The sequence below is a fragment of the Lysinibacillus contaminans genome (assembly GCF_001278945.1).
In the GTDB taxonomy this organism is placed as follows: domain Bacteria; phylum Bacillota; class Bacilli; order Bacillales_A; family Planococcaceae; genus Lysinibacillus; species Lysinibacillus contaminans.
In genome coordinates, this window is sequence record NZ_LGRV01000003.1 from 223797 (window position 1) to 238299 (window position 14503).

General features: G+C 41.6%; 12 protein-coding genes. 9 read left to right on the forward strand and 3 right to left on the reverse strand.

The features are described 5' to 3' along the window. The first annotated feature begins 3 nt into the window (after positions 1–3). The 5 genes from AEA09_RS03480 (at position 4) to AEA09_RS03500 (ending at position 6633) form a co-directional block, all read left to right on the forward strand. On the forward strand, positions 4–486 hold the full coding sequence (locus AEA09_RS03480) for a PTS sugar transporter subunit IIA (protein WP_053582522.1): 483 nt from the start codon (positions 4–6) through the stop codon (positions 484–486). Between the two features lie 112 nt (positions 487–598). Continuing rightward, positions 599–2038 (forward strand): N-acetylglucosamine-specific PTS transporter subunit IIBC, encoded by a 1440-nt coding sequence (nagE, locus tag AEA09_RS03485; RefSeq protein WP_053582523.1) that lies wholly within the window; start codon positions 599–601, stop codon positions 2036–2038. Between the two features lie 387 nt (positions 2039–2425). After that, positions 2426–3463 (forward strand): phenylalanine--tRNA ligase subunit alpha, encoded by a 1038-nt coding sequence (pheS, locus tag AEA09_RS03490; protein WP_053582524.1) that lies wholly within the window; start codon positions 2426–2428, stop codon positions 3461–3463. A gap of 15 nt (positions 3464–3478) precedes the next feature. After that, positions 3479–5893, forward strand: a complete 2415-nt coding sequence (gene pheT, locus AEA09_RS03495; protein ID WP_053582525.1) for a phenylalanine--tRNA ligase subunit beta — start codon at positions 3479–3481, stop codon at positions 5891–5893. 110 nt (positions 5894–6003) lie between these two features. Beyond that, positions 6004–6633 carry a MerR family transcriptional regulator gene (locus AEA09_RS03500; protein WP_053582526.1) on the forward strand — a complete coding sequence of 210 codons (630 nt, stop codon included), beginning with the start codon at positions 6004–6006 and terminating at the stop codon, positions 6631–6633. Between the two features lie 206 nt (positions 6634–6839). On the opposite strand, the gene AEA09_RS03505 is transcribed toward AEA09_RS03500, so the two are convergent. The 3 genes from AEA09_RS03505 to rnhC all read right to left on the reverse strand — a co-directional run bounded on the left by AEA09_RS03505 (position 6840) and on the right by rnhC (position 9321). Continuing rightward, positions 6840–7370: a hypothetical protein gene (locus AEA09_RS03505; protein ID WP_053582527.1), complete on the reverse strand. Its 531-nt coding sequence runs from the start codon at positions 7368–7370 to the stop codon at positions 6840–6842. 187 nt (positions 7371–7557) lie between these two features. Continuing rightward, positions 7558–8136, reverse strand: a complete 579-nt coding sequence (locus AEA09_RS03510; protein WP_162212715.1) for an SMI1/KNR4 family protein — start codon at positions 8134–8136, stop codon at positions 7558–7560. 249 nt (positions 8137–8385) lie between these two features. After that, positions 8386–9321, reverse strand: coding sequence for a ribonuclease HIII (rnhC, locus tag AEA09_RS03515; RefSeq protein ID WP_053582529.1), 936 nt, complete (start codon positions 9319–9321; stop codon positions 8386–8388). A 147-nt stretch (positions 9322–9468) separates the two neighbouring features. On the opposite strand from rnhC, the gene zapA reads away from it, so the two are divergent. The 4 genes from zapA to AEA09_RS03535 all read left to right on the forward strand — a co-directional run bounded on the left by zapA (position 9469) and on the right by AEA09_RS03535 (position 14430). Then, on the forward strand, positions 9469–9729 hold the full coding sequence (gene zapA / locus AEA09_RS03520) for a cell division protein ZapA (protein ID WP_053582530.1): 261 nt from the start codon (positions 9469–9471) through the stop codon (positions 9727–9729). Positions 9730–9734: 5 nt separating this feature from the next. Further along, a complete protein-coding gene (locus AEA09_RS03525; protein WP_053582531.1) occupies positions 9735–10274 on the forward strand; it encodes a CvpA family protein in 540 nt (179 codons plus the stop codon). A 61-nt stretch (positions 10275–10335) separates the two neighbouring features. Next, complete coding sequence (gene polX, locus AEA09_RS03530; RefSeq protein ID WP_053582532.1) at positions 10336–12045, forward strand: DNA polymerase/3'-5' exonuclease PolX; 1710 nt, start codon at positions 10336–10338, stop codon at positions 12043–12045. Between the two features lie 18 nt (positions 12046–12063). Beyond that, the gene (locus AEA09_RS03535) at positions 12064–14430 is read left to right on the forward strand and encodes an endonuclease MutS2 (protein WP_053582533.1); all 2367 of its coding nucleotides are present in this window, start codon (positions 12064–12066) and stop codon (positions 14428–14430) included. The last annotated feature ends 73 nt before the right edge of the window (positions 14431–14503 follow it).

A 14503-nucleotide genomic window follows, 5' to 3' on the forward strand; every position in this document is an offset into this window, starting at 1 on the left:
CGGATGCTATCAAAATTATTCGGGAAACGGAAGTTGCGCATTTATGCACCTGTAGACGGGGTGATTGTGCCGCTTGAGGAAGTGCCTGATCCTGTTTTTAGCCAAAAAATGCTAGGTGAGGGGTTGGCGATGTTGCCGACAAAGGGGCATATACATGCGCCAATTACTGGGACGGTTATTCTCCTTGCTGAAACGAAGCATGCGATTGGTCTTCGTTCAAAGGATGGAACAGAGATTTTAGTTCACATCGGTTTGGAAACGGTTTCACTAAATGGGCGGGGCTTCACTGTGTTGGTGAAGGAAGGGGATAACGTTTCAGTAGGGCAATTATTAATCGCGGTAGATTGGGATTTTATAGCGGCAAATGCGAAGAGTATCATTACACCAATTGTCATCACAAATAGCGTAGACCGACAAATACAATTCGAAGGGTCAACGAAAGGTATTATGGGCGAAACCGTGCTAATGACAGTTTTTGTGAAGTAGAGATAGGGGAGGTGCGTTTAGACAACTAGAAGGTAAATGCAAGTGCTCTCATTCCTAATCACATATTTTTAAAGTCATTACCTCATTAACTATGAAAAGGGGATCGTTTCGTATGAAGAAATATCTACAAAGACTTGGTCGCTCTTTGATGTTACCGGTTGCTGTGTTGCCTGCAGCGGCTATTTTGATGGGGATTGGATATTGGATTGACCCTTCACCTACTGGCTGGGGTTCGGGCAGTGTCTTAGCGGCGTTTTTAATTAAGGCGGGGGCGTCGATTATTGATCATATCCCGATATTGTTTGCAGTCGGGGTTGCCTTTGGGATGGCAAAGGATAAGGATGGCTCAGCGGCAATTAGTGGTCTAGTGGCTTTTTTGGTTGTGACGACGATGCTGTCTACAAACACAGTTGCACTCTTACAAGGTGTGGATGTGGAGAGTGTGGATGCTGCGTTTGAAAAAATTGATAATGCATTTATAGGTATTCTTTCAGGTTTGATAGCAGCAGCCTTGTATAATCGTTTTAGTCAAGTCAAGTTACCAGATTTCTTAGCGTTCTTTAGTGGCAAGCGACTTGTGCCGATTATGGCTTCGATCGTGATGCTTGGTGTTTCTGCAATCTTATTTTATATTTGGCCAATCGTATTTGGCGCATTGGTATCATTCGGTGAAAGCATTAGTACTTTAGGTGCTACTGGCGCTGGTTTGTATGGTTTCTTTAACCGTCTATTAATACCTACGGGGTTACATCATGCGTTAAATTCAGTATTCTGGTTTGACACAATTGGTATTGATGATATCGGGAAGTTCTGGGACGGCTCGGGTGTTAAAGGAATAACAGGCATGTATCAGGCTGGTTTTTTCCCAATTATGATGTTTGGCTTACCAGCTGCGGGTCTTGCGATGTACCATACGGCGAAAACCAGACGGAAAAAGCAAGTGGCTTCTTTAGTATTGGCAGCAGGCTTTACGTCATTCTTTACAGGTGTTACAGAGCCACTTGAATTTTCATTCATGTTTTTAGCGCCAATGCTTTATGTGGTGCATGCGGCGTTAACAGGTCTTTCTTTATTCATCGCGGCTTCCTTCCAATGGACTGCGGGGTTTACCTTTAGTGCAGGGTTTGTCGATTATTTCTTAAGTATGCGATTGCCACTAGCCAATATGCCATTGATGTTGGTGTTGCAGGGGTTAGTGTTTGCTGTGATTTACTACTTTGTATTCAGGTTTTTAATTGTGAAATTTGATTTGAAAACGCTTGGGCGTGAGGATGAGGAAGAGGAAAAGGTAGGATTATCGTCAAATTCATCTTTTGCGAAGATAGCTGCTGATATTTACGCAGGCTTAGGTGGTGCTAGTAATGTTGAATCTATTGACTTTTGCGCGACGCGTTTACGTATTGAAGTCAAAGAGATGGGGAGGGTCAATCAAAAGCAAATTAAAGACACAGGCGTATTTGGCATTAATATTGTAGGGCCGCATAGCATTCAAGTCATCGTTGGGACGAATGTACAGTTTGTTGCAGATGAGATGACAAAGCTGAAAAAGTAATGGGGAATTTCTGATAGACTTACATGAGTATGGTATTCCCCTTGAATTGCAGTGGCATATTATTGTATAATCACATTTGAATGTAAATAATTTATAGTAAATGCTTTGACCGGGAAGTAGTAAAGATTGTGAATGGACGACAGGGAGCGTAGGCCTTTGATTGAAAGCCGTCGCCGTACAATGCAGTTTTGAATTCACCCCGCGAGCAGCTACCGGGACCAGCGTGTGCTGTAAAGGTAAGCCGGCTTTAATCTTAGTCGTTATGTCAATGAAGTGATTGCGCGTAATTTTGTCGCGCAATAACTAGGGTGGTACCGCGAATTATGTCCTCGTCCCTTTCTTAGGGGCGGGGTTTTTTTTATGCATTTTTATAAGGAGGTTTTACACGTGGAAGAGCAATTAAAACAGTTAGAGCAAGAAGCGTTAGCAAAGATTGAAGCGGCAGCAAACTTAAAAGAATTAAATGATGTGCGTGTGGCGTATTTAGGGAAAAAAGGTCCCATTACGGATTTATTAAAAGGTATGGGGAAATTATCGGCAGAGGAACGCCCGAAGATGGGAGCTTTAGTGAACACTGTGCGTGAAAACGTAACTGCACAGCTTGAAGTAAAAGTGGCAGTTTTTGAAGAAGCAGCGATTGCTGAAAAATTAGCAACGGAAGCCATTGACGTAACGTTACCAGGTCGTTCTATTGCAGTTGGTAACCGTCACCCATTAACACGTGTTATTGAAGAAATTGAAGACTTATTCGTTGGTATGGGCTACGAAATCGCAGAAGGCCCTGAAGTGGAAAAAGACTATTATAATTTCGAGGCACTAAATTTACCTAAAGGTCACCCTGCTCGTGATATGCAAGATTCTTTCTATATTTCCGAGGAAATATTATTGCGTACGCATACGTCTCCAGTACAAGCGCGAACAATGGAAGCGAAAAAAGGCGAGTCAATTCGCATTATTTGCCCTGGGAAAGTATTCCGTCGTGACAACGATGACGCAACACACTCTCACCAATTCATGCAAATTGAAGGCCTTGTAATCGGCGAAAATATTCGCATGAGTGATCTTAAAGGTACATTAGATGCATTAGCGAAGAAAATGTTTGGTGCTGAGCGTGAAATTCGCCTACGCCCAAGTTTCTTCCCATTCACAGAGCCTTCTGTTGAGATGGATATTTCTTGCTTCAAGTGCGGCGGTTCAGGCTGTAACGTATGTAAGAAAACTGGTTGGATTGAGATTTTAGGTGCGGGTATGGTGCATCCAAACGTACTTGAAATGGCCGGTTATGATCCGAAGAAAGTATCTGGTTTCGCGTTCGGTATCGGTGCAGAGCGTATTGCGATGTTAAAATACGGCGTGGATGATATTCGTCATTTCTATACAAATGATACGCGTTTCTTATCACAATTCGAGCGTACGGAAGGCTAAGGAGGAGAAAATTACATGTTAGTTTCATTAGAATGGTTAAAAGATTATGTAAGTACTCAGGACTTAGCACCTGAAGTTCTAGCAGAAAAAATTACGCGCTCTGGGATTGAAGTAGATGCAGTAATCGATCGTGCAAGCGGTATGGATAAAGTTGTAGTCGGTCATGTCGTATCGAAAGAAAAACACCCTGAAGCAGATAAATTAAATATTTGCCAAGTGGACGTTGGGGAAGCTGAGCCACAACAAATTATTTGTGGCGCACCAAATGTCGATGTCGGCCAAAAAGTAATAGTAGCCCGTCCAGGCGCACATTTACCAGGCGGCATCAAAATTAAAAAAGCAAAACTACGTGGCCATGAGTCAAACGGTATGATTTGTTCATTACAAGAGTTAGGAATCGAAGGCAAGCTTGTACCGAAAGCTTATGCAGAGGGTATTTATGTATTACCTGCAGATGCAGAGCCAGGTTCTGATGCACTTGCACTTTTAGGCTTACGCGATACAGTGTTAGAGCTTGGTTTAACACCGAACCGCTCTGATGCTCTATCTATGTTAGGTGTAGCATACGAAGTGGGTGCGATTCTTTCTGAAGAAGTAAAGTACCCAGAGATTTCATATAAGACATCTTCTGAAAAAGCGGAGGATGTATTAAAACTTCGCGTGGAAGATTTACAAGCGAATCCAATGTACGTAGCAAAAGTTGTGAAAAACGTGAAAATCACTGAATCACCAATGTGGTTACAACACCGTTTAATGGCAGCTGGCGTACGTCCGCATAATAATGTAGTAGACGTTACGAACTACGTTTTAATGGAATACGGCCAACCGCTTCATGCTTTCGATTACGATAGCCTTGCAACAGGTGAAATCGTTATCCGCAAAGCAACGGAAGGCGAAACAATTACAACTTTGGATGACCAAGAACGCACATTAAAAGCGTCTGATTTAGTCATTACTAATGGTAAAGAGCCAGTAGCAATCGCAGGTATTATGGGTGGTGCTAACTCAGAAGTAACAGAAAAAACGACAACTGTAGTCATTGAATCTGCTTACTTTGACGGTTTAACAGTACGCCAAACTTCACGTGATTTAGGTCTTCGTTCTGACGCATCTGCTCGTTTTGAAAAAGGCGTTGATCCAAACCGTGTTGTACCAGCAGCTGAACGTGCAGCGGCATTACTAGCTGAACTAGCTGGCGGCGAAGTGCTAGAAGGTACTTGTATCGTAGACGAATTAGATAAAACACCAGCACGCGTCGTTGTGTCACCTGACTTCATCAACGAACGTCTTGGTATGAAAATTTCTTTAGAAGAAATGTTAACAATTTTAGATCGTTTGAAATTCGACGTAGAAGCGGCGAACGGTCTGTTAATTATCGACGTACCAACACGTCGTCAAGATATTAAAATTGAAGAAGATATCGTGGAAGAAATCGCACGTCTTCACGGCTACGATGAAATCCCGATGACTTTACCAGAAGGCGCGCAAGTGGGTCGTCTTACACCTTACCAAGAAAAACGCCGCGTTGTGCGTAACTTCATGGAAGGTGCTGGACTTTATCAAGCAGTAACTTACTCCTTAACGTCGGAAAGCTTATCTCAACGCTTTGCACTGAAAACGGAGCCTGTTACTCGCTTACTAATGCCAATGAGTGAAGACCGCTCAACATTACGTCAAAGTTTGGTACCGCATTTAATCGAAGCGGCAGCATACAACGTAGCACGTAAAGCTGACAGTGTTGCACTTTATGAGGTGGGTTCTGTATTCTTAGGCCAATCAGCTGAAGGTCAACCGGTCGAGGAAGAGCATGTTGCAGCTGTGTTAACAGGTAAATGGGTAGATCACGCTTGGCAAGGCGAGCACAAAGCAGTAGACTTCTTCGTGTTAAAAGGCATTGTAGAAGGTCTTGTTGGTAAACTGGGCTTAGGCGAGCGTTTATCATTCGTCAAAGCAGAAGTTGACGGCTTACACCCAGGCCGTACAGCAAGTATTTTACTTGACGGCGAAAAAGTCGGCATTATCGGAGGCTTACACCCAGCAGAGCAAAAAGCTTGGGGCGTAAAAGACACATACGTAATGGAAATGAACTTAGTAGCATTACTTGCAGCATCAGCGAACGAAGCACCTCTTGGTTACACACCAGTGCCACGTTTCCCAGCAATGTCTCGTGATATCGCACTTGTTCTTGACCGCGCAACAGCGGCAGGCGAAGTTGTATCCGTGATTCGCGCAGCTAACGTAAAACTACTAAAAGACATCCGCATATTCGACGTGTACGAAGGTGAGAAAATGGAAGCTGGTAAAAAATCAGTTGCCTTCTCATTAACATACTTCGACCCAGAACGTACATTAACGGACGAAGAAGTTGTAGCAGCACACAATAAAGTACTAAAAGCCATCGCCACAATCGAAGGCACAGAAGTACGTTAATTATTTTTGATAAAAAGGTTGCCTAATGCTATGCAGGGCAACCTTTTTTGATGTAAAAATGCTATAATTGAACAAATACATACGCAACGATGAAGGAGCACCGTAGAACTATGAATAGTAGTAAGTATACGACGGCAGATTTCGCCGAGCTTGTTGAGGTTAGCAAAGCCTCTGTCAAAAATTACGTTACGATTTTAGAAGATTGTGGCTATGTGGTAGTACGAGATCACCGCAATTATCGTCAATTTACCGATCGAGACGTCGATATTTTTAAGGCGTTAATCGCATTAAGTAAAGAGCGTGGTTTGAAATTGAAGGAAGCCGCACAGGTTGTAGTGGCGCCCGGTTTTAAACCGGAAAGTGTAGCGCCTCAGCCGGTGCTAGAGGTAGCGAGGTACGAGGATTTATGCCAGTCAATGGAGCTACTTGCTGGGCATGTTTATGGGATTGAGCAGCAAAATGAACAACTGTTGACATTGATTCAAGCACAGCGTCAACAAAACGAGCTATTAATGACGCAAAATAATACATTAAAGCAAGAGTTGGGCTCGATGATGCAGCATTTAGTAGAAAAAGCAAACGAACCAAGTGCCATGCACCAGCAACAGCTCGATCGTGTAGAAATGCAAAATAACGCGATTATGAATGTTATTAATAGTCTGCGAGTTGAGCAACGCGAACAAGTTATCGAAGAAAAACCCCCTGAAAAAGGTATCTTCGCACGGATGATGAACAAGTAACACTGAAAAAGGAGGCTCATTGAGGTTAACGGGTTCCGTTTCCTATCGCAAAACCTGAATTTGTAGCTTAAATTGTAAAGTGAAATGTATATCAAAAAGGCTGTTTTCTCAAAGATTGTTGCTTCTATAAAGAATATTGTTCAACACAACAAAAAACCAGAGTTAATCTACAAAATAGGTACTTGTAAATTAAACTCTGGCTTTTATTATTTGTAAATCCTAGAAAGAATATTTATTTCGAATGTCGTTGCATCAAGTTCTAACTCTACTTTACTGTCCACGACTCCCAGTTCCTCACAACTAATAGATAGCTTATTTCCTGACCAACCATTAAATTTAATCATATCCATTTGTATCGGAATATCTAAGAGTTGCCTATCGTGAATTGTCCCCCTGATTATTTCAATGTGGTAATAATCAGCAATTATGAAATCCCCAAAGGGTGTTACTGTTAAATCTTTATATGTGTTTGTTGGCTCATAATCAGTCATTTCGCCACTTACACAATCAATTTGAAATAGATAATCAAAAGTAGCAACTAGAATCTTATTATGCTTACTAGATAATGCAACTGCTTGTTGTGCCCCTCTAAATTGACCACACCATTCATTATAATTCTCATCTTCAAATTTGATCCAAGTCCAATCTTGAGAGTTCCACGCATTTGAAATGTCATAAATCCTCTCTTTGAATTGCCCCGAATATGGTAGTTCTATTATTTCAGCTTTGGTTATCAATCCGGTCACCTTCCAAAGTAAGTATGTGTTATCCTTTACTCATTTTACTGTCCTTTAGTACAATAGCAACAATCTTTGAGAAAACAGCCATAGAAAAAAATAGTCCAGTCCGATATGAACTGAGCTTTTGCTTTATTTTTTTCTTCTTATTAACCGACAGCCTCCGTAATTACAACAAAGGAGGCTACTATTTATACAAATCCTTAATACAGCCGATTGTTTCATCAGCGTTGCAGTTAAATTCTTGAATTGTTTTTATACATTCGTTAATGAAATCAATTTCACCTAACTGCTTACCATACTTGTTAATAACGAATATTTTATTCTCCTTAATCCCCAACCAATTATTATTAGCATAGTCCTTGCCAATAACAAAGTATCTATTTGTTATTTTCTTGGGTGCAGATGAATTATTTACTTCGAATACATCACTACAAAAAAATGCTTTTTCTTTTTGAGAGAATCCCTTCCATAACCCCAAAGGTAATCCATAAAAATTTAAATACCCTGATTTTAAAGAAAAACCATTACACCTTTTTAATAATTCTTTGTATATACTTGGAAGCTCAATGTTGTTCTCCTTTTCTTTTTCCCGTATGAAATCATCTGAGACAGGAGAAAAATAGGAGTGGGCAACATTGTCTGGATATACAATGTTTTTATCTTCTTTTAATTCTTTAGACAGATATATGATAGTTAGTCCACTCTGTTTATACCTTTCAACCGGACCATCATATTCCAAGGCTTTTTCAATTACTTCTTCCATACACATTCATTTACCCCTTCTTATCGTTTGTAAATAATATCTCTCCAACTGTACGCTCTGTCTACTATTCCAATTCTCTGTGCAGGTGTTAGTTCCTCTCCAAAGGATTTAAAAGGTTGGCAAAAGTTATAGTAGGTTCGTAAAATGGTGATTGCCATTTGAGCATACTTAGGAGTCGCTCAACCTCGAGTCAAAGTCGCTCAACGTCAAGCCGAAGTCGCTCAACCCCAAACTAAATCAGCCCAACTCTCACTTCATCAATTTCCGAGCTTTTTCTGTATTCGCAAAATGCCACTTTGTCATGGAACGCAACTTTTCTTCTCCTTGCTGCTTCCAAATACGGGCAGCCATCATATCCACCTTGCCCGAAGCACCTTTCAATATTTCCATACCAGCTTCTTCACTCAAACGATCCATTTCTTTTAAAAATGATGCGCGCGCTAGAATCGAAGCTGTCGCAACGGCTACATGCAATTGCTCTGCCTTCGTAGAAAAAAGTACATTTTCTCGCACAATCTCTTGCTCATTTTTTAGGTAATTATAGTACACGCCTCGCTCTGCAAACTGGTCTATCAAGATATGATCAGGTTTTTCAGGGGCCATTTTCGTCAACACATGTCTCAAAGCTTGATTGTGCATCATGGCTTTGATTTTGCCTTGGGAGTAGCCACGCGCTTGAATTTTATTATATTTTTCATTGCGTAGCACTAATACACTATTAACACATGCTGCACGTAGGTCAGGGGCGATGCGGCGCATGTAGTCATCTGTTAGCATTTTCGAATCTTTGACGCCAAGCTCATTGACTAGTTCGATTTTTGAAGCGGGGACATAGACTGCCGCGACTGTGACTGGGCCAAAGTAGTCGCCAGTGCCAGTTTCATCTGACCCAAGGACTGACATTGCCGCGAAGCCCTCTGGTAGCTTGTCACCCTTCGCACCGATCTTCGCAGCTACACCTGTTGCAACCGCAGTACTTTGCTCATGACCCCACCGTGCCGCCTCACGTTCTGCGCCACCTCCTTGAAACATCAGCTTGCCCGATTTATACATCGTAATGGACGTATCCGTTAGTTTGGCAGCAAACACCACACCAGGTGCCTTACGCTCCACATAGTAACTAGAATAGTAGGACATCACCTCTTTTTGCACGTTAGTTGGTATCAAAAGTACAATATTTGACATTAAACCATTCCTTTCTGTCCTCATTGTTCACAATTTTATACCTTTCATGGTATGATTAGAAATAGCTTTTTTGTATGTGATGGTAAAAATATTGTTCATTTCACAGTTAAAATCGTGAGCGAATAGATTTTATTGGAGGGTGCGGCTATGGAAAATCAAGAAAAAAACAAAATTTCTGTGGAAATATATGGACATACTTATAAAATGGTCGGCACAGAATCAACAGGACATATGCGCCTCGTTGCTTCGATTGTAGATGATCGGATGCGCGAGATTAATCTACATAATCCATCACTTGATAGTACAAGATTAGCCGTCCTTACAGCTGCAAATACGGTTCACGATTATTTGCTATTAAAAGAACAAGTAGAAGTACTAGAAGAAGAATTGAAAAAGTTAAAGGGTTGAAGTGAATGCTAGATTTAATAATTTTATTTGTATTACTGGTTGGACTAATAGTTGGTGGAAAACGAGGCTTCATTGTGCAAATTATGCATATTGTCAGCTACGTGATTGCATTGATTGTTGCGTACATTTATTATAAGCCATTGGCAGAGAAATTTGTGTTTTGGGTGCCATATCCGGGCGTAACTGATACAGGAAGTCTTGGGGTTGTGATTGATAGTTTAGACTTAGACAGAACATTTTATCGTGTTATTGCGTTTGCGGTGATTTTCTTCGCTGTGAAACTCACATTACAAATTGTGGCATCGATTTTTGATTTTATCGCGTATTTACCGGTACTGCAATCACTAAATCGCATACTTGGAGGGCTTTTAGGGGTTATCGAGTATTATTTAGTGATGTTTATTGTACTTTATGTGTTCGCATTGTTACCAATTGAGCCCATTCAAAATTTAATGTCGAAGTCACTGTTGTCAGGCTTGATTTTGGAGCATACTCCGATTATTACGAAGATGTTCCAAAATTGGTGGTATATTTACGTGAAATAGCAAACTTTACACTTCTCTCGGCGTCTGAGGGAAGTGTTTTTACGATAGGAGGAATTTTCACATGAACAAAAAAACAATTATTCGTACACTCGAAAAAATTGCGTTATATATGGAATTACAGGGCGAAAATCCGTTCAAAGTGTCGGCTTTCCGCAAAGCAGCGGGAGCACTTGAAACGGACGAGCGTTCTTTAAGCGAAATGGATGATGTGACGAAGCTAAAAGGTATCGGTAAAGGTACTGCAGCGGTGATTGAAGATTTAATTGCAACAGGTGAATCGAGCTTACTAAAAGAGCTAGAAGAAATTGTGCCAAAAGGATTACTGCCATTATTAAAGTTACCAGGGTTAGGTGGCAAAAAAATCGCGAAACTTCATCAAGAGCTTGGCATTGATTCGGCGGAGAGCTTACAGGCTGCGTGTGAGGCTGGCAAAGTACGCGAGTTAGCAGGCTTTGCAGCAAAAACGGAAGAGAAGATTTTAAAGGAGCTTGCAAACTTTGCGAATCGTTCAGAGCGTCTGCCTATTTGGCAATTAGAGCCTGTCGTTTTACAAATTGAGGCACTTCTCCGTAGTATGGAAGAAGTAGTGCGTTTCTCCGTTGCTGGAAGTTTCCGCCGTGCAGCTGAAACGAGCAAGGATGTCGATTTTATTGTCGTGACAGAGGCTGTTGAAGCAGTGCGTGAAAAATTATTAAGTGAGCTAGTGATAAAAGAGGTAGTTGCAGCAGGGGATACGAAAATTTCGGTTATTTTAGACCGTGATGAGCCAGTGAGTGTGGATTTCCGTTTAGTGAAAGATGCGGAATATGCAACAGCCCTGCATCATTTTACAGGTTCTAAAGACCATAATGTGCGATTGCGCCAAATTGCAAAGGCACGCGGCGAGAAAATTAGTGAATACGGTGTCGAGCAAGAAGACGGCTCTGTCTTAACATTTACGGATGAAACGGCATTCTTTAATCACTTTGATTTACCGTTTATTCCACCAAGTTTGCGGACAGGTAAGACGGAATTTGACCGTACCGAAGAAATTGCTGATTTAGTGAAGCTAGAGGATATTGTGGCGGATCTACATATGCATACAACATGGTCTGACGGTGGATACTCAGTAGCTGAAATGGGAGAGGCGCTGATTGAACGTGGCTATCGCTATAGCGTTATCACTGACCACTCACAGTATTTAAAAGTGGCGAATGGTTTAACACCAGAGCGACTTGAGAAGCAACGCTTGGAGATTGATGCATTTAACGAAGCGCATCCAGACTTTCATTTATATGCAGGTACGGAGATGGATATTTTACCAGATGGCACGTTAGACTTTAACGATGATGTATTGCGTAAGCTAGATTTTGTCATTGCTTCAATTCATTCAAGTTTTACGCAATCACAAGATAAAATTATGGCGAGACTACTAACGGCAATGCAAAATCCATACGTCCATATGATCGCACATCCAACTGGTCGAATTATTGAGGACCGTGCTGGCTATAATCCTGATATGGAACAGCTCATTGCATGGGCAAAAGAATATGGTAAAATTTTAGAGTTAAATGCCAATCCTTATCGTTTAGATTTATGTGTTGAACATTTGGAAATGGCGGTCGCTGCAGGTGTGCCGGTCGCTATCAACACAGATGCACATGCGATTGACCAACTACGCTTTATGGATATAGGTGTACGTTATGCCAATAAAGCATGGTTGAAAAAAGATATGATTGTAAATACATGGACGCAAGAGCAATTCGAGGCGTTCATTCGACGAAATAAATAGGTTGAGGAGGTGTTCTCGATGATCGCAGAGCGCGCATTGAAAACACTAGAATATGATAAAGTTCGTCTACAGGTGGCAAAGCATTGTACATCTTCTATCGGAAAATCTGCCATTGACGAACTTGTGCCACAAACAGACTTTGAAAAAGTAGTGCAATTATTAGATGAAATGGATGAAGGCCTATCCATTTTACGTGTTAAGGGTAATGTACCATTGGGTGGCATTTTCGATGTGCGTCCAGCAGCAAGACGTGCGCAAATCGGTGGGATGCTATCTGCAATGGAACTAATGGAAGTATCGAGTACGATTCGTGCAAGCCGCATTCTTCGTAATTTCATCGAAGATATCCAGACAGAAGCAGCGATTGAAATTCCGCTTTTTATCGAAAAAAAGGAAACAATGCCTGTACTAACGGGCCTACAACATGAAATTAATAACTGTATTGATGACAACGGCGGCGTGCTGGATTCAGCGAGTCAAACACTGCGCTCAATCCGTCAATCACTACGATCGGAAGAAGCTAAAGTACGATCTAAACTCGAGAGCTTAACACGAGGCAGTAATGCGTCAAAAATGCTCTCAGATGCAATTGTCACAATTCGAAATGACCGCTATGTTATTCCGGTTAAACAGGAATATCGTTATCATTACGGCGGAATTGTGCATGACCAATCTTCTTCAGGCCAAACACTGTTTATCGAGCCTGATGCAGTGGTACAGGCAAATAACGAAATTCACCGCCTCAAAATGAAGGAACAAGCGGAAATTGAGCGCATTTTATTAGCACTGAGTGCCATGGTAGAAGAAGTCGCACCAGATCTCTTCAATCTTGTGAAAATACTAGGTGAAATTGACGTCATTTTAGCAAAAGGCAAATATGGCCAAGCCAATAAATGCACGAAGCCGAAAATTAATAAAGATGGCTATATTCGCCTTGTGCGCGCACGCCATCCACTACTACCTATCGAAACAGCTGTCCCAAATGACATTGAATTTGGGAAGGACATTACGGCGGTAGTGATCACGGGACCTAACACAGGTGGTAAAACGGTTGCATTAAAAACAGTCGGCCTTTGCACATTAATGGCTCAGGCTGGTCTACCAGTACCTGCGTTAGATGGTTCAGAGCTTGCTGTATTTGAACAAGTATTCACGGATATCGGGGACGAGCAATCGATTGAGCAATCTCTTTCAACATTCTCTTCTCACATGGTGAACATTGTAGATATTCTGCAAAAATTTGATCATGAATCACTCGTGTTATTTGATGAATTAGGTGCAGGAACGGACCCACAAGAGGGTGCTGCGCTAGCCATTTCGATTTTAGACGAGGTGCATGGTAAAGGCGCTCGCGTAATGGCAACAACTCACTATCCTGAGCTGAAGGCATACGGTTACAATCGTCCAGGTGTCACGAATGCAAGTGTTGAGTTTGATATTGAAACATTGAGCCCGACCTATCGATTACTGATCGGTGTCCCAGGACGTTCGAATGCCTTTGAAATTTCAAGTCGCCTTGGCTTACCGGAATCAATCATTGACCGTGCGAAAAATTTCACAGGTACAGATCGTCATGAAGTCGAGTCGATGATTGCCTCACTTGAAGAATCTCGCCGTCAATCAGAAGATGACGCTGAACGTTCCCATGCATTACTTCTAGAATCAGAAGCATTACGTGAAGAATTACAAAATAAGCTACAAGCCTACGATGAGCGCAAAGAGGCCCTCGAAAAGAAAGCGAAAGAAAAAGCTCGTAAAATTGTCGATGAAGCAAAATCAGAGGCCGAATCAATTATTGCAGAGCTTCGTGAAATGCGTAAAAACGCCAATCAGGTAGTCAAAGAACACGAACTGATAGAAGCACGCAAACGTTTAGAGGAAGCGGCTCCTCTTGAAAATAACAAAGTGCTGAAAAAAGCAGCACAAGTAAAGGCACGTACTCAAAACTTAGTTGTCGGTGACGAAGTAAAGGTGTTAAGCTATGGTCAACGAGGTACGTTGCTTGAAAAAATTTCCGATACCGAGTGGGTTGTCCAAATGGGTATCCTAAAAATGAAAATTGCCGATAGCGATTTAGAATACATTAAGCCAGAAAAAGAGCCAGTCCGTCGAGTAGCTGGTGTGAAAAATCGTGATAGCCATGTGAAACTAGAATTAGATTTACGTGGTGAACGCTATGAGGATGCACTAATACGTACAGAAAAATATATCGATGATGCCTTACTTGCCAACTATGGTCGTGTTTCAATCATTCACGGTGTCGGTACGGGTGCGTTACGCCAAGGAATTCAAAGCTATTTGAAAAAACACAAGCGTGTGAAGTCCTTCCGTTTTGGGGAAGCGGGCGAAGGTGGCTTTGGTGTAACAGTTGTCGAATTGAAGTAAATAAGAAAAGTGTATTTGCACCGTTCGCATGGAACGTGAGTGCGAGCGGTGCGAATACTTAAACATTATTGTA